Genomic DNA, 20,806 nt, shown 5'->3' on the forward strand with positions numbered 1-20,806 from the left:
CCGACAAAATTTCGCTAAAACGCGGGCTCAAGAAGCGCCGCGAAGGTTTGTGGCCGCAATGGTTTTTGATTGAATGTCGGACGACAGTTTTATCCGCGAAGTGAACGAAGAGATTCGTCGCGAGCAGGCGCAGGCGCTGTGGGACCGTTTTGGCCCCGCCATTCTGGGCATCGCCATCCTGATCGTGCTGGCGACCGCCGCCGTCGTGGGTTACCGCTACTGGGACGAGACCCGCGCAAACCGCTCGGGCGACGCCTTCTCGGCGGCCCTCAAGCTCGCCAATGACGGCAAGAACGATGAAGCGATCGCCGCTCTCGATCAGCTGGAGAAGGACGGCTATGGTGCCTATCCGCTGCTCGCCCGCATGCGCGCCGCGACCGTCAAGGCCGACAAGGGCGACGTCGACGGCGCGGTCAAGGATTTCGACGCCGTCGCGGCCGATGGCGCCATTCCCGCCGGTATCCGCGACATGGCGCGGCTGAGGGCAGCTCTGCTGCTCGTCGACCACGGCTCCTTCGCCGATGTCTCCAGCCGGGTCGAGGCACTCACGGCCGACACCAATCCGCTGCGCCATTCGGCGCGCGAGGCGCTTGGCCTTGCCGCCTGGAAGGATGGCAAGTCGGCGGACGCGCTCAAACTGTTCGACCAGATCTCTTCGGATGACGGCGCCCCGCGCAATGTGCGCCAGCGGGCGCAGTTGATGTCCGAGCTGATCCGCGGGTCGGGCAACGCGTCGTGATCCCGGATGGGCTTCAAAGTCGCCATCATCGGCCGGCCTAACGTCGGCAAATCGACTCTTTTCAATCGGCTGGTCGGAAAGAAGCTGGCGCTTGTCGACGACACGCCAGGCGTCACGCGCGACCGCCGCGTTCATGCGGCAAAGCTCTACGATCTTCATTTCGATGTCATCGACACCGCGGGCTTCGAGGATGCGGCCGCCTCGACGCTGCCCGGGCGCATGCGCCAGCAGACCGAGATCGCCATTCGCGAGGCCGACCTCATTTTCTTCACCGTCGATGCCAAGTCAGGCCTGATGCCGGACGACCGCACCTTCGCCGATGTGGTGCGCAAATCGGGCAAACCGGTGGTTCTCGTTGCCAACAAGGCAGAGGCGCGCGGCGCGCAAGGCGGCATGCTGGAGGCCTGGGAGCTTGGCCTCGGCGAGCCGATCCCGGTCTCGGCCGAGCACGGCCAGGGCATGCCCGACCTGCGCGACGCGGTGGTCGAAGCACTTGGCGAAGAGCGCGCGCTCGGCGAGGACGACGAGGAAGACAGCGGCGAAATCGCCGCCAGCGAGGTGCTGATCGGCGAGGACATCGCCGACCCGGATGCCGAAGCACCCTATGACGACACCAAGCCTCTGCGCATCGCGGTCGTCGGCCGCCCCAATGCCGGCAAGTCGACGCTGATCAACGCGTTGATCGGCGAGGAGCGGCTGCTCACCGGCCCGGAAGCCGGCATCACCCGCGATTCGATCTCGGTCGACTGGGACTGGCGCGGCCGCCGCATCAAGCTGTTCGACACTGCCGGCATGCGGCGCAAGTCGAAGGTGCAGGAGAAGCTCGAGAAGCTTTCTGTGCAGGATGGCCTGCGCGCCATCCGTTTTGCCGAGATCGTCATCATCGTGCTCGACGCCACCATCCCGTTCGAGAAGCAGGACCTGCAGATCGCCGACCTGATCATCCGCGAGGGTCGGGCGCCGGTGATCGCCTTCAACAAATGGGACCTGATCGACAACCCGCAGGAGCTTTTGGCCGAGCTGCGCGAAAAGACGGAGCGGCTCTTGCCGCAGGTGCGCGGAATCCAGGCGGTGCCGGTCTCGGCCGAGACCGGGCGTGGCCTCGACAAGCTTATGGAAAGCGTCATCAAGACGCACAAGGTCTGGAACAGCCGCGTCTCCACCGGCAAGCTCAACCGCTGGCTGGAAGGCATCCTGGCGCATCACCCGCCGCCCGCCGTCGCCGGCCGCCGGCTGAAGATCAAATATGTCACCCAGGCAAAAACCCGGCCGCCGGGCTTCGTCGTCTCCTGCTCGCGGCCCGACGCGATGCCGCAATCCTATGTCCGTTACTTGACCAACAGCCTGCGCGAGGCCTTCGACATGCCCGGCGTGCCGATCCGCATGGCGCTGCGGACGTCGGACAATCCTTTCGCGGGCCGCGCGAAGAAGCGGTAAGGCATTAGGGCGGCGACGCCTCTCCAGTCCTCAACCACGGGCGGAGCAAGGAAGCGAAGCGACGCGCGCAGACCCTGTTGAGGAATGCGGCCACGCAGCGGATAAGCTGTGATCCTTCGCGCCCCCCAAAACTTAGGCGACCTTTAGCAAGCCCTCCTTGGTCCGCGCTCCCTCCGGCAGCGTCTCCAGTGCCGCCTGCAAAAGAATCTCCGCCAGCCGCGCCGCGACCGGATCGAGCTCGGCGTCCTTCTGGTGCAGATGCAGTGCCATCATCGGCAGGGCAGGGAGCCCTAACACGCCCGGCGCGATCGCCCTGACATTGGCGGGCAGGCCGATATCGGTTCGGATCGTCAGGCCGAGGCCGGCCGCCACCGCCGCCCAGATGCCGCCGAGACTTGGGCTGGAGAACGCCATGCGCCAGGGCATGCCGGCGCGGTCGAGCGTTTCCGTGGCGACAGTGCGCAACAGGCACGGCGCTTCGAACACCACCAGCGGCAGCGGCTCGCCTCTGCGCGGACCGGCCTCGATCGACTTCGCCGGACCGATCCAGCGCGACTGCACATCGGCGACATGGCGGCTGTAGGGCAGGGTGGTGCCGTCATGCCAGGCGAGCGCGATGTCGAGATTGCCGGACAGAACACGTTCGGCCAGGTCGTGGCTGCGTCCGATGCGCGCCTCGATCCGCACCTTGGGATGGGCGCGGGCGAAGCGGCCAAGCACGTCGGGCAGCACGGCCTCGCCGAAATCCTCCTGCAGGCCAAGCCGCACCCAGCCTTCCAGCTCGACGTCGCGAATGGCGGAGGCCGCCTCGTCGTTGAGCTCGATCAGCCGCCGCGCATAGCCGAGCATGGTTTCGCCGGCTTCGGTCAGCGCCAGGCCACGCCCGGCCTTCCGGAAGATCGGCGTATCCGCCTGCTCTTCGAGCTTCTTCAATTGCGCGCTGACCGCGGACGTTGAGCGTCCCAGCCGTTCGGCCGCCTTGGCGAAGCTGCCCAGCTCCATGCCGGTAACGAAGGTTCTGAGGACGTCGAGGTCGAAAGTGACGCGGCGCATGAGATCGTCCTGGTTTTCAGGAATATTGATCAAGAATTTCCTGATTTTATGGATGACGCTATGGCGCTACATCCCGTCCGTCAAGCCGTCAGCCGGCCTTATCGGGAAAGGGATCATGTCCGCCATCGTCACACGCAGCGACTGCCAACAGCCTGATGTCGCCGCCGTCACCTCCGCGCGCCGCTCCTTCGGTCCCAATCATCGCTGGAAGGTGCTGGGCATCGGCGTCGCCGCCAATGCCGGCTTCTCCGCCACCTTCTCCGGCATTCCGGCGAGCGCCGTGGCGATGCGCCAGGGCTACCATCTCGACAATGCCTCGCTCGGCCTCGCGCTTGGGCTTCTCGGCCTCGGCGTGGCGCTGAGCGAACTGCCCTGGGGCGTGCTCACCGACCGCTGGGGCGACCGCCGCGTGCTGTTGACCGGGCTCGGCGCGACGGCGGCATGGCTTTTCATCATGGCGCTGCTCGTGGTGCCGACAAAAGCCGCCATCCCAGGCGTCGCGCTGCTGTCGGCAAGCCTGCTTGTCGCCGGCCTGCTCGGCGGCAGCGTCAACGGCTCCAGCGGGCGCGCCATCATGGGCTGGTTCGGCGAGGGCGAGCGCGGCTTCGCCATGAGCATCAGGCAGACGGCGGTGCCGCTCGGCGGCGGGCTGGGCGCGCTCGTCCTGCCTTCGCTGGCGCTGGGTCTGGGCTTCACCGCGGTCTTCGGCCTGCTTGCGGCCGTCTCCGCGCTCTCGGCCGGTTTCGCCTGGCGCTGGCTGCACGAGCCGCCGGTCGGAAGCGGCGGCCACGCCGCCACCATCACAAGCGGTCCGGCGCCCTTGCGCAACATCGAGGTGTGGCGCATCTCGACCGCCATCGGTCTGCTCTGCTTTCCGCAGGTCGCGGTGCTGACCTTCGCCTCGGTCTTCCTGCACGACTTTGCCGGCATGGGCACCTTTGTGACCAGCGCAACCCTTGCTGCCGTGCAGACCGGAGCCATGGCGATGCGCGTCTGGAGCGGCCGTTTCACCGACCGTCATGGCAACCGCCGTCCGTTCCTGAAATTCTGCAGTGCGTTGAGCGCGTTGGCCTTCCTGGTGCTGTGGCTGCTGGTGATCGGCGCCGCCGGAGCACCACTGCTGCTGCAGCTGCTTCCGCTGATGGTCGTCGTTGCCGGCATATTCGTCTCCGCCTGGCACGGCGTCGCCTATACCGAGCTTGCCACGCTAGCCGGCGCCGGCCATGTCGGCACCGCGCTCAGCCTCGCCAACAGCTTTGTGTTCGTCGGCTTCTGCCTGGTGCCGATCGCCATTCCGTGGCTGCTCGTGGTCTTCGCGTGGCCCGGTGTGTGGCTCGCGGCCGCGATCTGCGCGGCGCTCGCCTGGCCGATCTTCCTGCGTCAGGCCTGATTCACCCAAATCTGATGCACCCGCCAGGCCCGATTCTTCGCCGGCTTGCTGTGTAAACAGAAAGCCGGCTTTCCTCAAACATGAAAAGAACATGATCGATGTCGTTAACCCCGCATCAAGGTTAATGCTTCATTTTGGCTCTCCGGGGTCAGTAGCGTTCTGGAGAGTTCCGTGCATCGACGCATTTCCATGCGGCTTGCCGCCGCCGCCGTTGCGAAAAGACGTTCCTTCCTTTCTCCTTTGGTGCTCGGGCTCGGCATGTGGATCGGCTTTCCGTCGGTCGTCGCCTATCAGGATATGACCAGCCTGATCACCGGCTTGGAGTCGCCCAACGCCCGTTGGAACGCCTATATCGAGAAATCCGCCGCCGGCTCGGTGCATGCCGCCGAAATGCCGTTCATCGATTCCACCGCCACCGGCTCGATCTCCGGCTCGGGCGTCAATCTGCCGGGCTTGGGCACCGTCGCCTTCCGTGGCAAGGGCAACGCCGCGGGCGCCAGGCCCGATGAGGATCGTGTTGTGCGCGCCGACAAGAAAGGCCGCCTCATTCAGGTCTCGCCCGTCGCGCCGCCGAAGAATTTCAGCGCCGGCTCGATTTTCGAGCGTACCTCCTCGCTGCTTCGGCCGAGCATGGACAGCGGGTTGAAGCTCACCTTCGCCAAGCCGGGCATCAAGGGCAAGGAAGTCCAGATCGCCCAGTCCTTCCATCTCCGCGAGGACAAGAAGCCTGACCCGGCCCTGCCAGCGGCGCTCGTTGCCCTCGTCAACAACGATAAGCCGGATATCCTCGCCACCGCCTATGCGCAGTCGGCACCTGACTACGCCAAGGCGTCGCCCTTCGAGGCGCTGCTGCAGGACGATCCGAACAACGGCCGCTTCATCCCACCGATGGGAAAGGGCGACCATGCCTGGCTGCAGAACCCGCTGCCGGCGGCCGTTTTCTCCAAGCCGGAACAGGAGTGCCTCGCCAAGGGCATCTATTTCGAGGCTCGCAGCGAGCCCATCCGTGGCCAAGCGGCGGTCGCCCAGGTGATCCTGAATCGAGTCCGCAATCCGGCCTATCCGAAGACCATCTGCGGCGTCGTCTACCAGAACGACGACTGGTTCAATCGCTGCCAGTTCTCCTTCGCGTGCGACGGCAGGAAGAAGACCATCACCGACCAGGCTTCCTATAAGACCGCTCAGGAGGTCGCCATGGCGGTGACCGCCGGCAAGATCTTCATTCCCGAGGTCGGCTCGTCGACGCATTACTACGCCAATTACGTCCATCCGGGCTGGGCGCGCGCCATGCAGCGCATGACCAGGATCGGCCTGCATATCTTCTACCGCACCTATGGCGGCGGCTGGAGCTGAGCCGCCTAAAACGAGGCTACCGGCTGTCCTTCTTTCGGCGCCTTGCGCGCCGCGGCGGACGCGGCTTGTTGCGCGGATTCGCGCCGTCGCCTCACGCGGGCGTGAAGGGCACGATGTCGCACCCCGATAACTCCTTGTTTTAACATCGAAAAATACATCGCTTGGAAGTTCGGGCCGTGGCTTGACGGGCGCGGACCCTCTAACTATGTTGCCGGCGACTTTAGAAGCGGACGGACGGCGATCGTCTGCCCGGGCAGGGGGGTTGCGATGGCCGACAAAACCGGGCCAGACGGAACCGGAGAAACCGGCCGCGGCAGGCAGCCAGAAGCCACCATCCGCGACGACGAACTTGAGCGCCGCCGGCGCGATCTCGAAGCATCGCTTGCGACGAGACGCACGGACCGGCTCGAGGGGAAAGACGAAGCGAAAGCTGCGACCGGTTACGGTCAGGCGCTGAAACTGTCCAGCGAGTTCATCGCCGGAGTGGTGGTCGGTGTCGGCTTGGGCTGGATCATCGACCGCCTGGCGGGAACAGCGCCTTGGGGTCTGATTGTCGGCCTGTTGCTGGGCTTTGGCGCAGGTATACTCAACGTCCTGCGCTCTGCGGGACTGGCATCCGAGTTCGGCCAAGGCGGCAAGCCGCGCGAGCCGAAAGAATGAAGTGGGACGCCGCAAGGCGCCGAAGCGAACTTAAGAAGCCGGTTGTGGCTTTGACGGGGATTTAAAGTGGCTGCTGCTGACAAGGTCGATCCGATCCACCAGTTCCAGATCCATCCGATCATCCCGCTGCATATCGGCGGTTACGACGTCTCGTTCACCAATTCCTCCCTGTTCATGGTGGTGACGATCGTGCTGGCGTCGGGCTTCCTCTACATGAGCACAGCCAGCCGCGCGCTCATTCCGGGGCGGCTGCAGTCGATCTCCGAGATGGCCTACGAATTCGTCGGCAACATGCTGCGCGATGCCGCCGGCAAACAGGGCATGCAGTTCTTCCCGCTGGTGTTCTCGCTGTTCATGTTCGTGCTGGTCGCCAATTTGATCGGCCTGTTCCCCTATTTCTTCACCGTCACCAGCCACATCATCGTCACCTTCACGCTGGCGATCCTGGTCATCGGCACGGTCGTGGTCTACGGCTTCGCCAAGCACGGCTTCGGCTTCCTCAAGCTTTTCGTGCCGCATGGCGTGCCCGGTTATCTTCTGCCGCTGGTGGTGGCGATCGAAGTTATTTCCTTCGTTTCGCGCCCCGTCAGCCTCTCGGTTCGTCTTTTCGCCAACATGCTGGCCGGCCACATCACGCTGAAAGTGTTCTCGGGGTTCGTCGTCAGCCTCAGCGCGCTGGGCGCCGTGGGCATCGCCGGCTCGGTGCTGCCGCTTGCCATGGCGGTCGCGCTCTCCGCTCTCGAACTGCTGGTTGCATTCCTGCAGGCCTATGTGTTCGCGGTGCTGACCTGCATGTATCTGAACGACGCTCTGCACCCGAGCCACTGATCGATCTTCACCGGCGCCCCGGCGCCAGCTTACCCAACGTACCAACTGCAACGAACAAGCAAACCACAGGAGTTTTGAAATGGACGCAACTGCAGCAGCTGCTATCGGCGCTGGTATCGCCTGCATCGGCATGGGCGGCGCGGGCATCGGCCTCGGCAACATCTTCGGCAGCTACCTCTCAGGCGCGCTTCGCAACCCGTCGGCTGCTGACGGCCAGTTCGGCCGCCTGATCTTCGGCTTCGCCGTGACCGAAGCTCTGGGCATCTTCTCGCTCCTGATCGCTCTGCTCCTGGTCTTCAAGTAAGATTGAGAGCTGACGAAAGGGGCCACATGGTGCGGCCCCGTTCCATGGACAGGGGAATGAGATGTTCGTGACATCTGCCTATGCGCAAGAAGCAGCGCCGGCCGCGGCCGAGGGCGATACGCATGCGGGCACTGCCGTGCCTGCGGCGGAGCATGAAGCGTTCCCGCCGTTCGATGCCAAGACCTTCCCGTCGCAGATCCTGTGGCTGGTCATCACCTTCGGGCTATTCTACCTGTTCCTGAAGCGCGTTGTGATGCCGCGTCTTGGCGGCATCATCGATGTCCGCAACGATCGCATCACCCAGGACCTCGACCATGCCGCAAGGCTGAAGGGCGAGGCGGATGCCGCCGTTGCCGCCTATGAGCAGGAACTGGCGGAGGCCAAGGCCAACGCCAACAAGATTGGCCAGCAGGCAAGCGACGCCGCCAAGGCAGAGGCCGAAGGCGCGCGCAAGAAGCTGGAGGCCGAGCTCGAGAAGAAGCTCGGCGAGGCCGAGGCGAGCATCGCCTCGATCAAGGCAAGAGCGATGAAGGAAGTCGGCACGATCGCCGAGGACACCACGTCGGCGATCGTCGAGGCGCTTGTCGGCGGCAAGGCCGACAAGTCGGAGATCGCTGCCGCGGTCAAATCTGCGAGCCGGTGAGGAGCTGGATCATGGACGCCACATCACTCGCCACGCTCTGGGCCACCATCGCGCTCATCATTTTCCTCGGCGCCGTCATCTATCTGAAGGTGCCGGGCATGCTCACCAAGTCGCTGGACGCTCGCGCGGCCAAGATCAGCGGCGAGCTCGAGGAAGCGCGCAAGCTTCGTGAAGAGGCCCAGCAGCTGCTTGCCCAGTATCAGCGGAAGCGCAAGGAAGCCGAGAAGGAGGCCGCCGACATCGTCGCCGCCGCCAAGCGCGAGGCTGAGCTGCTTGCTTCGGAAGCGGCCAAGAAGACCGAGGACTATGTCGCCCGGCGCACCGCGCTTGCCGAGCAGAAGATCAGCCAGGCCGAGCGCGAGGCCGTCAGCGAAGTGCGTGCCAGCGCCGTCGACATCGCCGTCGAGGCCGCCCGCGCGCTGCTTGCCGCCAAGGTCGATGCCAAGGCCGGTGCCGACCTGTTCAAGTCGGCGCTCAATGACGTCAAGGCCAAGCTGAACTGAGCCTTTTGCAGTCGCTAATCAGAAAGCCGCCTGGGCAACCCGGCGGTTTTTTTGTTGTAGCTCGTTCGTCAGAGTTGATGACGAAGGATCGAGGCAGTCGCCGTTACTCCAATCCCGCCAAGCTTTCTTCCTCAACCACTTCCACCCCGCCCAGCCTGAACGGCGCGAAGGAGGTCCGGTGCAGCCTTGCCACCGGGCCATGCGACTCGATCGCGGTTCGGTGCCGAACCGTCGCATAGCCCATATGCACTTCGAAACCGTAGTGCTCGTGATGGCCGCCGCAGCCGCACATCATGCGGTCGCGCATCACCTTGGCGACGATCGAGGCGGCGGCGATCGACTGCGAGCGCTGGTCGCCCTTGATCAGCGCGCGGCCTTCGCAGGCGAGGCCTGGCGGAATGTCGCGGCCGTCGGCCAAGGCGAGTTTCGGTTGCAGCGACAGGCCCGCCGCGGCGCGGCGCATCGCTTCGAGACTCGCTTTCAGGATGTTGCTGTTGTCGATGCCTTCGGCGCTGACCGAGGCCATCGAGACGCTGAGCGCCGAACCGAGGATCTTAAGGAACAGCGCCTCGCGCTGCAAATGGGTCAGGCGTTTGGAATCGTCGAGGCCCTCAGGAATATTTGCGGGGTTGAGCACCACCGCCGCAGCCACCACCGGGCCGGCGAGCGGACCGCGCCCTGCCTCGTCCATGCCGGCGACCGGCCACAGCCCGTCGGCCATCGCTTTCGTCTCGATCGAGAAGTCAGGCTTCTCGACCATTTCAAAGAGGAGCGGAGAATCGGAACGCGCGCGAGCCATGGTGCGGCGAGGTTCGCATCGGCTCCGATTCTCCGCAAGTCCCTCCGGGTCGGGTGGGGCGCCGGACCGGGAGGGCACCGTCTCACAGCCGGGGGACAGGGGCCGGACGGGATACTTCAAAAAGACTGCAATTCCAGACGGAAAACCGCTTTGCCTGGAACTGCTTGGTACCTGCCAGTCATCGCCGGCAGCGAGCTCAAAGCAGCATCAACTGCTCGCCGGCGCCGGAGCCTGCGACGAATTGATCGATGCGAAGCTGCCGCCGTTCGACGTTGAGGCCGAGGCGCTTGGCCGCGATCTCGAAGCGCCGGCCGATCTGCCAGGCATAGGGGCCGGCGCCTTTCATGCGCTTGCCCCATTCGGAGTCGTAGTCCTTGCCGTCGCGCATCGAACGGATCAGCGACATCACATGCCGGTAGCGATCCGGATAATGCCGCAACAGCCAATCCTTGAAGATCGGCGCCACTTCGAGCGGCAGGCGCAGGATGACGTAGCCTGCCTCCCTCGCGCCGGCGGCCCGCGCCGAATCGAGGATGCGCTCCATCTCCGGATCGGTCAGGCCCGGAATGATCGGCGCCACCATCACGGAGGCCGGAATGCCGGCGTCCGACAATTGCCTGATCGCCTCCAGCCGCTTCGTCGGGGTCGACGCGCGCGGCTCCATGGTGCGGGCCAGCATGCGGTCCATCGTCGTCACCGACAGCGCCACCTTGGCAAGGCCGCGCTCCGCCATGCGCGACAGGATGTCGATGTCGCGCGTCACCAGCGCCGACTTGGTGACGATGCCGACCGGGTGTCCGCGCGCCTCCAGCACCTCGAGGATCTCGCGCATGATGCGGTATTGCTTCTCGATCGGCTGATAGGGATCGGTGTTGGTGCCGATGGCAATGGTGCGCGGCTGGTAGCCCGGCTTAGACAACTCCCTGTCCAGCATGCGCGCCGCATCCGGCTTGGCGAACAGCTTCGATTCGAAATCCAGCCCCGGCGACAGGCCCATGAAGGCATGCGTCGGCCGGGCGAAGCAGTAGACGCAGCCATGCTCGCAGCCGCGATATGGATTGATCGAACGGTCGAAGGAAATGTCGGGCGACTCGTTGCGGGTGATGATGGTGCGCGGCTTCTCGACCTGCACTTCCGTCTTGAAGGGCGGCAGCTCCTCAAGCGAGTTCCAGCCGTCATCGAAGACATGCCGGCTGACCGGCTCGAACCGGCCGGACGGGTTGATGCCGGCCGAGCGGCCGCGATTGCGGTCGGGCCGCACGCGCATGCCGCTTTGCTCGATCATCGCGTTCGCCATTTCGGCTCTGCCTGCTCCGAAAGCAGCAATGTCGGCGCGTACGATCTGTTCCATTTTCGCCCTTTCCCAGGGCCTGTCGGCAGGCTGTCGAATCGCTCTGTTCATGAAACTATTCCTATTTGCCGGAGGAGAACAAAGCAAGAACTTTTTCAGCTGAAAAGCGCAACTGGCGCAAACCCTGGCTTTCCGCTATTCGGCTAAGAATGATCAGCGTCCTCATCGAAACCCGCAATGACGAAGAGGGGCTTGCCCGTACGCTCGCCTCGCTGGTCGGCGGCGCGGTCGAAGGCGTGGTGCGCGACGTCATCGTCTGCGATCAAGGCTCGACGGACCAAACGCATCGGGTGGCCGAACATGCCGGCTGTCATTATGTGACCGGCGGCATCGGCGCCGGTATCAGTCAGGCCAAGGGCGACTGGCTGCTGCTTCTGGAACCTGGCGCCCGGCTCGCCGAAGGCTGGATCGACGAAGTCGTCGCCCACACGGCGAGGCAAACCATGCCGGCACGCTTTTCACGCGCCCGCGCCGATCGCGCGCCTTTCCTGGCGCGTGTCTTTTCGGGCAACCGGGCGCTGGCCGAGGGTCTTGTCATCAGCAAGCGCCAGGCCTCCGCTCTGGCAAAGAGCGCGCGCAGCGCGGAAGCCCTGGCTCGGGGTCTCGCGACTAGGCGGTTGAACGCCGAAATCCGGGTGGCGTCGCCGAAGTGACGCCTGGGCGACCTCTTTACGAAATGGGCTTGCCGCCGCGCCGAAGATGCTCGTCCAGCCGCGGCATGATTTCCACGAAATTGCAGGGCATGTGCCGGTAGTCGAGCTGCGCCTTGATGATGCCGTCCCAGGCGTCCTTGCAGGCGCCGGGCGAGCCCGGCAGCACGAAGACGAAGGTGGCGTTGACGACGCCGCCGGTTGCCCGGCTCTGGATCGTCGAGGTGCCGATCTTGTCGTAGGAAATGCGGTGGAAGACTTCGGAAAAGCCGTCCATGCGCTTTTCGAAGATCGGCTCCAGCGCCTCCGGCGTCACGTCGCGGCCGGTGAAACCGGTGCCGCCGGTGGTGATGACGACGTCGATATTTCCATCCTTCGACCAGCCGAGAACCTTGTCGCGGATCTTCTCGCGATCGTCGGTGACGATGTCGCGCGCGGCAAGCGTGTGGCCGGCTTCCGCGATGCGGTCGGCCAGCGTCTGGCCGGATTTGTCGTCGGCGAGGCTGCGCGTGTCGGAGACGGTCAGCACCGCGATGCGCACCGGAATGAAGGGCCGGTTCTGGTCAAGCTTCGCCATCGCTCACCTCCATGCTGCGCGTGGCGGCCACGAACCAGTCAGGGTGGCGCGCGCGGATCTCGATCGCGGCGCGCTTGGCGACATTGCCCGTCTCGAAAAGGCCGAAGCAGGTGGCACCCGAACCGGACATTCGTGCGAAGGCGGCGTCGGCGCGTTTGAGCGCCCTGAGCGCCTCGCCGATCGCCGGCTGGATGGAATGGGCGGCAGGTTCGAGATCGTTGCGGGTCGTCTCCAGCCAGTTGCGGATGGCGTGGAAGTCGAGGCGCCTTGGGAGCGGCGGCAGCGCCGCGTTGTCGCGACGCGAGAGCGCCTTGAACACGTCTGGCGTCGAGACGGCGGTGCCCGGATTGACCAGAACGAGGCCAAGCGCCGGGAACGCGGAGAGCGGCGACACCTCGTCGCCGATGCCACGCGCGACCAGCGGTTTCGACTTCAGGCACATCGGCAGGTCGGCGCCGAGCGAAAGCCCGATCCGGGCCAACGAGATGTCGTCGATCTCGAGCCTCCAGAGCCGCGTCAGCGCGTTGAGCGCGGCTGCTGCGTCGCTGGAGCCGCCGCCCACGCCCGAGGCGACCGGCAGGTTCTTCTCCAACCGAATGGCGACGGGTGACGTTCGTTGCGCGCCGGCTTCCCGGCGCAAGGCATCGCGCGCCTTGACCACCAGATTGCCGTCGTCGAGCGGCAGGCCGGCGGCATAGCGCCCGGACACCGAGAATTCATCCTGCTCCGCCGGCTCGATCTCGAGCCGGTCGCCGAAGCGGGTGAAGACGGCAAGGCTGTCGACGAGATGATAACCGTCGTCGCGCCGTCCGGTGACATGCAGCGCCAGGTTGATCTTGGCAGGCGCAAGCCACGTCCGGACATCTGTGCCGGGCTCTAGGATGTCGGCTGCTGGCGAGATGGGATCAGTCCTTGGCGAGGCGATATTCGCCGGTCTTGGGATCCTTGACCAGCGTGCCCATTGTACCGTTCGCCGCCTGCTTCTCGGTGCGCCGGATCTTGGCCGTCACGCGCTCGGCCTCGCGCACGAAAGCGCGGTAGCCGAAGTAAGCGGCGGCACCGACAACAGCGAAGAAAATGATCTGCGGCATCTCCAAACTCCTCCCGCGTTCTCGCGGCAAGGCCGGCCGAAGGGGCTCGGTCAAGCGATCATGCTATCCGCAATCATGGCTTTTTCAAAGCCCGAAGCGCGCCCACAGCGCGCGCTCTTCCGCCGCATCGAGGACGCCGTTTGCGGCAGCGGCGGCGATATCGGGCGCCGAGAAGCGCGAGCCGAACAGGCCGAAACGGCCAAACAGCCCCCGCGGCGCGGTGATCAGCTTCAGTTGCGTCTTGTCGCCGAAACGGGTCTTGAGCACACTGCGCATGTCGCCCAGGGCATCGACCAGACCGAGCTCCAGGCCCCTCTTCGCGGTCCAGAACAGGCCGGTGAACAGGTCGGGATCGTCCTTGAGCTTGCTGCCGCGCCGCTCCTTGACGAGGTCGATGAAAGTCTCGTGCACTTCGAGCTGCAGCGCCTTCAACCGCTCGACGTCTTCCTTCTTCTCGGGCTTGAAAGGATCGAGCACGGCCTTGTTCTGCCCGGCTGTGTGGACGCGCCGCTCGACGCCGATCTTCTTCATCAAATCGGGGAAGCCGAACGAGGCTGAGACCACGCCGATCGAGCCGACGATCGAGGACGGGTCGGCGAAAATCTCGTCGCCGGCGATCGCGATCATGTAGCCGCCGGAAGCCGCGACATCCTCGACGAAGACCAGCACCTTCTTGTTCTTTTCCGCCGCCAGGTCGCGGATGCGCTTGAAGATCAGCCTCGACTGGACCGGCGAGCCGCCCGGCGAATTGATCGAGATGGCAACCGCCGGCGCGTCGAAGCCGAACGCCTTTTCGATGAGGCCGGCTGTCGAGGCGAGCGACAGGCTCGGCCGGAACTGACCGCCGCCGGCCATGATGGTGCCTTGCAGCCGGATGACCGGAATGGTGACGACTGTCGAGCGCCAGGATTTCGGCAGCAGGCGGTTGAAAAGGCGTTTCACGAACGGGTTTCTCCGGTGGAATGCAAAGGAGCAAGATGGGATCGGTTAAGTCGGTAATGTCTCTCAGACGCGACGTTATCTTGCTTTGCCATGTAGGAATTCGCCGCCCAACGGCAATGCCGCATCGCGCGCCTGGGATCAATCGCCGAACAGCGATGCCAGGCCGTTGTTGATCATTTCCGTCCGCTCGCTCGGCTCGTTTCCGGATGGCCCGTGCAAGGCGAGCGGCGGGCGGATCGACAGTTTCCCGCGCGCGCCGAGCACCGCCCTGACGACAATGCGGATCGCCGCCGCATCCGGGCGCGGATGCACGCACAGCAATTCGGCATCGCCAAAGCGCCCTTCGATTGCATCGAGGATAGCGACGAGCTGTTCGGGCCGCGCGATGACGGCCAGCCCGCCGCGCGGCCTGGCGACGGCGGCGGCGCTCCTGATCCAGCTTTCGAACAGCCCGTCCTCCGCCACATGCGCCTGCCGGCGCAGCGCGTTGGGCGTCGAGCGGTCCTGCGCCGCGTTGAAAGGCGGATTCATGATGACGAAGTCGAAGGAATTGTCGGCGAGCCCGGCTTCAGCGCGGGCCCGGCCGGTCAGCGTCACGTCGGCTGTCAGCACCGATGCGCGGTCGCCGAGATGCGCATTGCCGGGATGCGAAAGCGTGGCGGCGGCGAACCCTGCCATTTCGGCGGAGCGCTCGACGAGCACGGCCTGTGCCGCCGGGCAGCGCGACAGCACGGCAAGGGCAGCAGCGCCGGCGCCGGCGCCGAAATCGGCGAGCCGCGCGGAAAAGCCGGCCGGCACCGCGGCCGCCAGCATCATGGCGTCCATGCCGGCGCGATGACCGCCCTGGCTCGGCTGCACCAGCCAGAAGCGTCCGCGATGGAAGGCATCGACCGTGTGCGCCGGCGTATCTGGGGCTGTTGTCGCTGCCATTATTTCTGGCGGATCTCGTTTTCGATGCCGGCATCCTTGAGGATACGGCGCGCCACGTCGGCCTTGTCGGCGTCGACCATGACCCGCTTCTGCAAAAGTCCGATCGACCCTTCGAGCACGCTCATATTCTGGTCGGCGACGAAACAGGCGATGCCGGCGTCGCGCATCAGCGATTCGACAAAGGAGATCACGACGGCGTCATTGGTGCGGACAAGCTCGATCATGGAACGAAAATCGCAGGTTGCGGCGTTCGTGTAAACGTGCGGGTGGACACAGCGTCGGCAAAGCGCGCTAATTCGCCTCTTGCCGTGCCCGGTTGTGCCGCCCTAGAGTCGCGCCGGGACTAAGGGTGCCGTGATGCGCGCTGCTCGTGCGCGTTGAAGAGACGGGAGTTGTCGTGGTGGGTGTCGTTCTCAACATCGAAGGCAAGCGGGAACCCGCTTCCATCAAGGATCTGATCGATCTGACGGCCGCCGACATGGGACGGGTCAACGAGTTGATCCTGTCAAAGGCCGGCTCCGACGTCGAAATGATCCCGGAGATCGCCAACCACCTGATCTCTTCCGGCGGCAAGCGGCTCCGGCCCATGCTGACGCTGGCCGCCGCGCAGATGTTCGGCTATTCGGGCGAAGGCCATGTCAAGCTGGCCACCGCGGTCGAGTTCATGCATACGGCCACGCTCCTGCATGACGACGTGGTCGACGAGAGCGCGCTGCGCCGCGGCAAGAAGACGGCGCGCATGATCTGGGGCAACCAGGCGAGCGTTCTGGTCGGCGATTTCCTGCTCGGTCAGGCTTTCCGCATGATGGTCGAGGTCGGCTCGCTGGAAGCCCTGGACATCCTGTCGGCCGCCGCCTCCATCATCGCCGAGGGCGAGGTGATGCAGCTTGCCGCCGCCAAGAACCTCGACACCACCGAGGACGAGCATTTCGCTGTCATCAAGGCCAAGACCGCGGCGCTGTTTTCGGCCGCCGCCGAAGTCGGCCCGGTGATCGCCCTGGCTTCGCGCACCGATCGCGCCGCGCTTCGCTCCTATGGCATGAATCTCGGCCTTGCCTTCCAGCTCATCGACGATGCGCTGGATTACGGTGGGTCGAGCAAGGATCTCGGCAAGAATGTCGGCGACGATTTCCGCGAGGGCAAGGTGACGCTGCCGGTGATCCTCGCCTACCGGCGCGGCACCAAGGCCGAGCGGACCTTCTGGAAGCGCGCCATCGAGGAAAACGTCACCGACGATGCCGGGCTGGAAAAGGCGATCGGCCTGATGGCTCGCCACGGCGCCATCGCCGATACGATCGGCCGCGCCCGCCATTTCGGCGAGATCGCCCGCGACGCCCTGGCGCCGTTGGAAGCGACGCCGCAAAAGTCGGCATTGATCGACGTCATCGATTTCTGCATCAGCCGGGTGAACTGAGGCTGCTGGCCTCCCTGCGCCTGCCTGGCATCTGCCGGGCAGGGCGCCTGTGAATCCCGCTTTGGCCGTCTCGACAAAGGGCGGCGCGGCAAATTATCTATAAATATGGCCAGCACAGGAGACACGATCGCCGTCCGCATCTGCAAGGAACTGGCGGACCGCATCATTTCGGGCGTTATCGAGCCCGGCTCGCGGCTGCGCCAGGACCATGTCGCCGAGGAGTTCAACACCAGCCATGTCCCGGTGCGCGAGGCGTTTCGCCGCCTGGAGGCGCAAGGGTTGGCGATCAGCGAGCCCAGGCGCGGCGTGCGCGTCGCCTCCTTCGATCTCGGCGAGGTCAGGGAGGTGGCCGAAATGCGCGCCGCGCTCGAAGTCTTGGCGCTGCGCCACGCCGCGCCTCATCTTACGGCGTCGATCCTCGACCAGGCCGAGGAGGCGACAAAGGCCGGCGACAAATCCCGTGATGTGCGCTCCTGGGAAGAGGCCAATCGCACTTTCCACCGGCTGATCCTGGCGCCCTGCAACATGCCGCGTCTGCTCTCCGCCATCGACGACCTGCACGCGGCGAGCGCCCGCTTCCTGTTCGCGGCCTGGCGCTCGGAGTGGGAAACCCGCACCGACCAGGACCACCGCGCGATCCTGAGCGCGCTTCGGCAAGGCAACACCGAATCGGCCGCCGCGACGCTCGGCCGCCACGTGCAATGGATCGGCCAGAAGCCGGTCAAGACCGCCTCCGGCAAGACCCGCGACGCCTTCGCCATCGTCGGATGACAATTGGCGATCAACCGAGGCCTCTCAACTTCGTCATCCACGGGCGGACCGGCAGCGAAGCGGACGCTGAGACCCGAGGATCCAAGCCGTTACCGCGATCGTAGAGTGCGGCCGAGCAGAATTCTGCATCGTAGGCAAAGCGTCGATGTAACGAAATGGATCTAGGGTCTGCTCGCGTCGCTTCGCTCCTTGCTCTGCCCCGGAATCACGAACTCCAAGGTAGGCGCTTGCCATCGCTGCGAAAATGTGGATTCGATAATAGATGAAGTCGCAAAATTATCTATATTTCACACAGACTAGGGAAGACACCGTGACCAACGCAACCGTTTCGACCTACAAGCCCTCCTTCAGCCCCCTGCGGCTGCACAGCCGTTCGCTCGCCTGGCAGATCGGCGCCGTGGTTCTCGGCACGCTGTTTCTGGCGCTGTCCTCCTACATCGAGGTGCCGATGGTGCCGGTCCCGGTGACCATGCAGACCTTCGCCGTCACGCTGGTCGGCGCGCTTTACGGCTGGCGCTTCGGCGCCCTCACCATTGCCGCTTGGCTGGTTGAAGGCGCTGCCGGGTTTCCGGTGCTGGCCGGCGGCGCCGCCGGTGTGCAGCATTTTGTCGGTCCGACCGGCGGCTACCTCTTCGCCTTCCCGGTCGTCGGCGCCCTCGTCGGCTGGTTGGCCGAGCGCGGCTGGAACGGCAACCGCGTCCTGCTTGCCTTCGCCGCCATGCTCAGCGGCAACCTGCTCTGCCTGGTTCTGGGCACCGCCTGGCTTGCCGTCATGATCGATGCCGAGAAGGCCATCACCTTCGGCTTCCTGCCCTTCATCGTCGGCGGCCTGCTCAAGTCGGCGCTGGGCGCGGCGACGCTGAAGCTGTTTTCGGGCAACCGGCCGGGCGATCCCCGGTAAGCCGCCGGGGCGGATGACCGAACCCGACACCAGATGACCGTCAGGCTGCGCGCCCATCACCTGCTCTGCCTGCTGACCTATGTCGGCAAGGGCTACTCGCCGGCGTTTGTCGCCAACTATGACGTTGTGGTGGAGCGCTTGGCCGGCGGCGAGGATATTTTGATCGTTTCGGGCTCGGACGACATCTGCGCCCCGCTGCTGAATGCGGGCGAGCCGCACTGCCTGGGTGAAAGCGCGGCAAGGCGGGATGAGGCCGCGGCGCAGGATGTCGCCGATCTCCTCGGCCGGCCGCTCGTGGCCGGTGCCCGTCTCGAGCTCGATCCCTCAACCCTCGCGCGGATGCGCGAGGCGTTTTCGTCCGGCCTCACGCGCAAGGCGTGCCCAGGCTGCGAGTGGTTCGAGCTGTGCGGCGCGGTCGCGGCCGACGGTTTTCGCGAAACACGCCTTTAGACTGCTTATTGTCGAAATTCAGCCGCCGATCCGCATATTTTCCCTGACTGGCTTCCTTCTTTAAGCGGCATGATTGGATTGTGATTCGCTTGCCGATTGAAGCCTGACCGCAAAAAGGCCATGCTTTGGCCGGAAAAGTTCGAGTCTGTGGGGCGGTCCTCCAAGGGCGGGATCGCATCTGGCTGAAAGGGATACGATGCGGCAAGGACGTGCGCGCTGGCTGAAGAGGCTGGCATTTTTGACGGGAGTGGCGCTTTGGGTGCTGCCGGTCCAGGCCAAGGAAGAAGCGAAACCGCTGCAGATCACGTCCTTCTCGGGCGCCTATCTTGCGGCCCATATCGCCGAGAGCGACAACGATCTCGACGACGCGATCGCCTATTACAAGCAGGCTCTGGCCTTTGCGCCGAACGACAAGGAGCTGCAGCAGAGCCTGATGCTGGCACTGGTCTCGCAGGGCCGTTTCGAGGAATCGCTGGTCTATGCCGACAAGCTGAAGGAAGTGCCCGATGTCGAGCGCTTCTCGCGCCTGGCGCTGGCGGTCGATTCCTTCCACAAGAAGGACTACGCCAAGGCGCAGTACTGGCTGAAGCTGTCGCTCGAATCCGACCTTGACCGGCTGCTCTCCGGCGTCATGGATGGCTGGGCCAAGCAGGGCGCGGGCAGTGCGTCGGAGGCCATGGATGCCATCGACAAGCTGAAAGGCCCCGATTGGTTCGGCCTGTTCAAGTCGTTCCACCGCGCGCTGATCGCTGACGCCGCCGGCCTCAGCGACAAGGCAGATGCGATCTACGCCGCCACGCTTGCCGACACCGCGGCCGGTGGCTCCGCGCCCGAAACTTGGATGCGCAATGCCCAGGCCTATGCCTCGTTCCTCGCCCGCAAGGGCGACAAATCGAAGGCTGAGGCGGTGTTGAACCAGGCCGAAGCCTTCGCGCCGGGCAAGCTCGAGATCACCACGCTGCGCGACCGCATCGCCAAGGGCGACAAGATCGAGCCGCTGGTCGCCAGCCCGGCCGACGGCGCGTCCGAAATCCTGCTCGACCTTGCCACCGCGCTCAACCGCGGCGGCGGCGAGCCGTTCGTGCGGCTTTACCTGCAATACGCGCTGGCGCTGAAGCCGGACAGCGACGCTGCCCTTGTGCAGCTTGCCGCCGTCGCCGAGCAGATGAAGGACGGCGAGGGCGCGGTCGCGCTCTACCGCCGCATTCCGGCATCCTCGCCGCTCAAGGAGCTCTCCGACCTGCAGATCGGCCTCAACCTTGCCGATCTGGACAAGCATGAGGAGGCGATTTCCCACCTCAAGGCCTATCTCGACAAGCATCCAGAGGACATGCGCGCCTATCTGGCGCTGGGTGGTGTCTATGGCTCGAAGGAAGATTTCCGTTCGGCCGCCAATCTTTACGACAAGGCCGTCGAGCAGCTGAAGACGCCGACCGCCGCCAACTGGAACATCTTCTACCAGCGCGGCATCGCCTATGAGCGGCTGAAGGAATGGCCGAAGGCAGAGCCGAACTTCCGCAAGGCGCTGGAGCTGCAGCCCGATCAACCGCAGGTCATGAACTATCTCGGCTATTCCTGGGTCGACATGAACATGAACCTCAAGGAAGGCCTGGCGATGATCCAGAAGGCCGTGGATTTGCGGCCGAACGATGGCTACATCGTCGACTCCTTGGGCTGGGCGTATTTCCGCATGGGCCGCTTCGACGACGCCGTGCGCGAGATGGAGCGCGCCGTCTCGCTGAAGCCGGAGGATCCGGTCCTCAACGACCATCTCGGCGACGCCTACTGGCGCGTCGGCCGCAAGCTCGAGGCCACCTATCAGTGGACCCAGGCGCGCGACCTGAAGCCGGACCCGGATGTGCTTGCCACCCTGCAGCAGAAGCTGCTCAAGGGCCTGCCGCCGATCGAATCCAACACCGCGCAGGAAACCCCGAAGGTGAAACCGGACCCGACGCCCGCGCCGAAGGGCTGAGCGTTGCGCTATCGATTTCTGGCGAGGCCCTTCGGGGCCTCGCGGCAT

Annotated in this window: 24 protein-coding genes; 15 read left to right on the forward strand and 9 right to left on the reverse strand. The window is 65.0% G+C overall.

Annotation, left to right across the window (positions count from 1 at the left end; all coding sequences use genetic code 11):
- Positions 1-73 precede the first annotated feature (73 nt).
- Together P9272_RS09030 and der are read left to right on the forward strand one after the other, a co-directional pair.
- Complete coding sequence (locus P9272_RS09030) at positions 74-739, forward strand: tetratricopeptide repeat protein (protein ID WP_128258909.1); 666 nt, start codon at positions 74-76, stop codon at positions 737-739.
- 6 nt (positions 740-745) lie between these two features.
- The gene (gene der, locus P9272_RS09035; RefSeq protein WP_278160259.1) at positions 746-2,176 is read left to right on the forward strand and encodes a ribosome biogenesis GTPase Der; all 1,431 of its coding nucleotides are present in this window, start codon (positions 746-748) and stop codon (positions 2,174-2,176) included.
- Between the two features lie 132 nt (positions 2,177-2,308).
- Here der and P9272_RS09040 read toward each other — a convergent pair whose 3' ends face one another.
- Positions 2,309-3,229: a LysR substrate-binding domain-containing protein gene (locus tag P9272_RS09040; RefSeq protein ID WP_278160436.1), complete on the reverse strand. Its 921-nt coding sequence runs from the start codon at positions 3,227-3,229 to the stop codon at positions 2,309-2,311.
- 115 nt (positions 3,230-3,344) lie between these two features.
- Here P9272_RS09040 and P9272_RS09045 point away from each other — a divergent pair, with 115 nt between their 5' ends.
- The 7 genes from P9272_RS09045 to P9272_RS09075 all read left to right on the forward strand — a co-directional run bounded on the left by P9272_RS09045 (position 3,345) and on the right by P9272_RS09075 (position 8,910).
- Entirely contained in the window at positions 3,345-4,619 is a 1,275-nt protein-coding gene (locus P9272_RS09045; RefSeq protein WP_278160260.1) for an MFS transporter, read from the forward strand.
- 171 nt (positions 4,620-4,790) lie between these two features.
- Positions 4,791-5,972, forward strand: a complete 1,182-nt coding sequence (locus P9272_RS09050; protein ID WP_278160261.1) for a cell wall hydrolase — start codon at positions 4,791-4,793, stop codon at positions 5,970-5,972.
- Between the two features lie 267 nt (positions 5,973-6,239).
- Positions 6,240-6,632 (forward strand): AtpZ/AtpI family protein, encoded by a 393-nt coding sequence (locus P9272_RS09055; RefSeq protein WP_040990987.1) that lies wholly within the window; start codon positions 6,240-6,242, stop codon positions 6,630-6,632.
- Positions 6,633-6,698: 66 nt separating this feature from the next.
- Positions 6,699-7,460, forward strand: a complete 762-nt coding sequence (locus P9272_RS09060; RefSeq protein ID WP_278160262.1) for a F0F1 ATP synthase subunit A — start codon at positions 6,699-6,701, stop codon at positions 7,458-7,460.
- A gap of 79 nt (positions 7,461-7,539) precedes the next feature.
- The gene (locus P9272_RS09065) at positions 7,540-7,764 is read left to right on the forward strand and encodes a F0F1 ATP synthase subunit C (protein ID WP_027164582.1); all 225 of its coding nucleotides are present in this window, start codon (positions 7,540-7,542) and stop codon (positions 7,762-7,764) included.
- 61 nt (positions 7,765-7,825) lie between these two features.
- A complete protein-coding gene (locus tag P9272_RS09070; protein ID WP_278160263.1) occupies positions 7,826-8,407 on the forward strand; it encodes a F0F1 ATP synthase subunit B in 582 nt (193 codons plus the stop codon).
- An 11-nt stretch (positions 8,408-8,418) separates the two neighbouring features.
- Entirely contained in the window at positions 8,419-8,910 is a 492-nt protein-coding gene (locus P9272_RS09075) for a F0F1 ATP synthase subunit B (RefSeq protein WP_278160264.1), read from the forward strand.
- Positions 8,911-9,013: 103 nt separating this feature from the next.
- On the opposite strand, the gene P9272_RS09080 is transcribed toward P9272_RS09075, so the two are convergent.
- Together P9272_RS09080 and P9272_RS09085 are read right to left on the reverse strand one after the other, a co-directional pair.
- Complete coding sequence (locus P9272_RS09080; protein ID WP_278160265.1) at positions 9,014-9,709, reverse strand: ribonuclease HII; 696 nt, start codon at positions 9,707-9,709, stop codon at positions 9,014-9,016.
- 196 nt (positions 9,710-9,905) lie between these two features.
- Positions 9,906-11,060, reverse strand: a complete 1,155-nt coding sequence (locus tag P9272_RS09085; RefSeq protein WP_128260985.1) for a PA0069 family radical SAM protein — start codon at positions 11,058-11,060, stop codon at positions 9,906-9,908.
- Positions 11,061-11,209: 149 nt separating this feature from the next.
- On the opposite strand from P9272_RS09085, the gene P9272_RS09090 reads away from it, so the two are divergent.
- Positions 11,210-11,713 (forward strand): glycosyltransferase, encoded by a 504-nt coding sequence (locus P9272_RS09090; RefSeq protein ID WP_128260986.1) that lies wholly within the window; start codon positions 11,210-11,212, stop codon positions 11,711-11,713.
- Positions 11,714-11,729: 16 nt separating this feature from the next.
- On the opposite strand, the gene moaB is transcribed toward P9272_RS09090, so the two are convergent.
- The 6 genes from moaB to P9272_RS09120 form a co-directional block, all read right to left on the reverse strand.
- Positions 11,730-12,287 (reverse strand): molybdenum cofactor biosynthesis protein B, encoded by a 558-nt coding sequence (gene moaB / locus P9272_RS09095; RefSeq protein WP_278160266.1) that lies wholly within the window; start codon positions 12,285-12,287, stop codon positions 11,730-11,732.
- Positions 12,274-13,170: a 4-(cytidine 5'-diphospho)-2-C-methyl-D-erythritol kinase gene (locus tag P9272_RS09100; protein WP_278160437.1), complete on the reverse strand. Its 897-nt coding sequence runs from the start codon at positions 13,168-13,170 to the stop codon at positions 12,274-12,276. Before P9272_RS09100 ends, moaB begins: the two co-directional genes overlap by 14 nt.
- A gap of 22 nt (positions 13,171-13,192) precedes the next feature.
- Positions 13,193-13,378 (reverse strand): membrane protein, encoded by a 186-nt coding sequence (locus P9272_RS09105; protein WP_027164591.1) that lies wholly within the window; start codon positions 13,376-13,378, stop codon positions 13,193-13,195.
- An 84-nt stretch (positions 13,379-13,462) separates the two neighbouring features.
- Positions 13,463-14,320, reverse strand: a complete 858-nt coding sequence (locus tag P9272_RS09110) for a S49 family peptidase (protein WP_278160267.1) — start codon at positions 14,318-14,320, stop codon at positions 13,463-13,465.
- 138 nt (positions 14,321-14,458) lie between these two features.
- Positions 14,459-15,250 (reverse strand): methyltransferase, encoded by a 792-nt coding sequence (locus tag P9272_RS09115; protein ID WP_278160268.1) that lies wholly within the window; start codon positions 15,248-15,250, stop codon positions 14,459-14,461.
- Positions 15,250-15,474 carry a DUF2007 domain-containing protein gene (locus P9272_RS09120; RefSeq protein ID WP_040991013.1) on the reverse strand — a complete coding sequence of 75 codons (225 nt, stop codon included), beginning with the start codon at positions 15,472-15,474 and terminating at the stop codon, positions 15,250-15,252. The genes P9272_RS09115 and P9272_RS09120 overlap by 1 nt, the downstream gene beginning before the upstream one ends.
- A 176-nt stretch (positions 15,475-15,650) precedes the next feature.
- On the opposite strand from P9272_RS09120, the gene P9272_RS09125 reads away from it, so the two are divergent.
- The 5 genes from P9272_RS09125 (at position 15,651) to P9272_RS09145 (ending at position 20,758) form a co-directional block, all read left to right on the forward strand.
- Positions 15,651-16,664, forward strand: a complete 1,014-nt coding sequence (locus P9272_RS09125; RefSeq protein ID WP_128261018.1) for a polyprenyl synthetase family protein — start codon at positions 15,651-15,653, stop codon at positions 16,662-16,664.
- Between the two features lie 105 nt (positions 16,665-16,769).
- Positions 16,770-17,435, forward strand: coding sequence for a GntR family transcriptional regulator (locus P9272_RS09130; protein WP_278160269.1), 666 nt, complete (start codon positions 16,770-16,772; stop codon positions 17,433-17,435).
- A gap of 310 nt (positions 17,436-17,745) precedes the next feature.
- Positions 17,746-18,336 (forward strand): biotin transporter BioY, encoded by a 591-nt coding sequence (locus P9272_RS09135; protein WP_278160270.1) that lies wholly within the window; start codon positions 17,746-17,748, stop codon positions 18,334-18,336.
- Positions 18,337-18,369: 33 nt separating this feature from the next.
- Positions 18,370-18,786, forward strand: coding sequence for a DUF1284 domain-containing protein (locus P9272_RS09140; protein ID WP_278160271.1), 417 nt, complete (start codon positions 18,370-18,372; stop codon positions 18,784-18,786).
- A 196-nt stretch (positions 18,787-18,982) separates the two neighbouring features.
- Positions 18,983-20,758, forward strand: a complete 1,776-nt coding sequence (locus P9272_RS09145) for a tetratricopeptide repeat protein (RefSeq protein ID WP_128260994.1) — start codon at positions 18,983-18,985, stop codon at positions 20,756-20,758.
- Positions 20,759-20,806 lie beyond the last annotated feature (48 nt).

The organism is Mesorhizobium sp. WSM4976, assembly GCF_029625685.1.
In the GTDB taxonomy this organism is placed as follows: Bacteria; Pseudomonadota; Alphaproteobacteria; order Rhizobiales; family Rhizobiaceae; genus Mesorhizobium.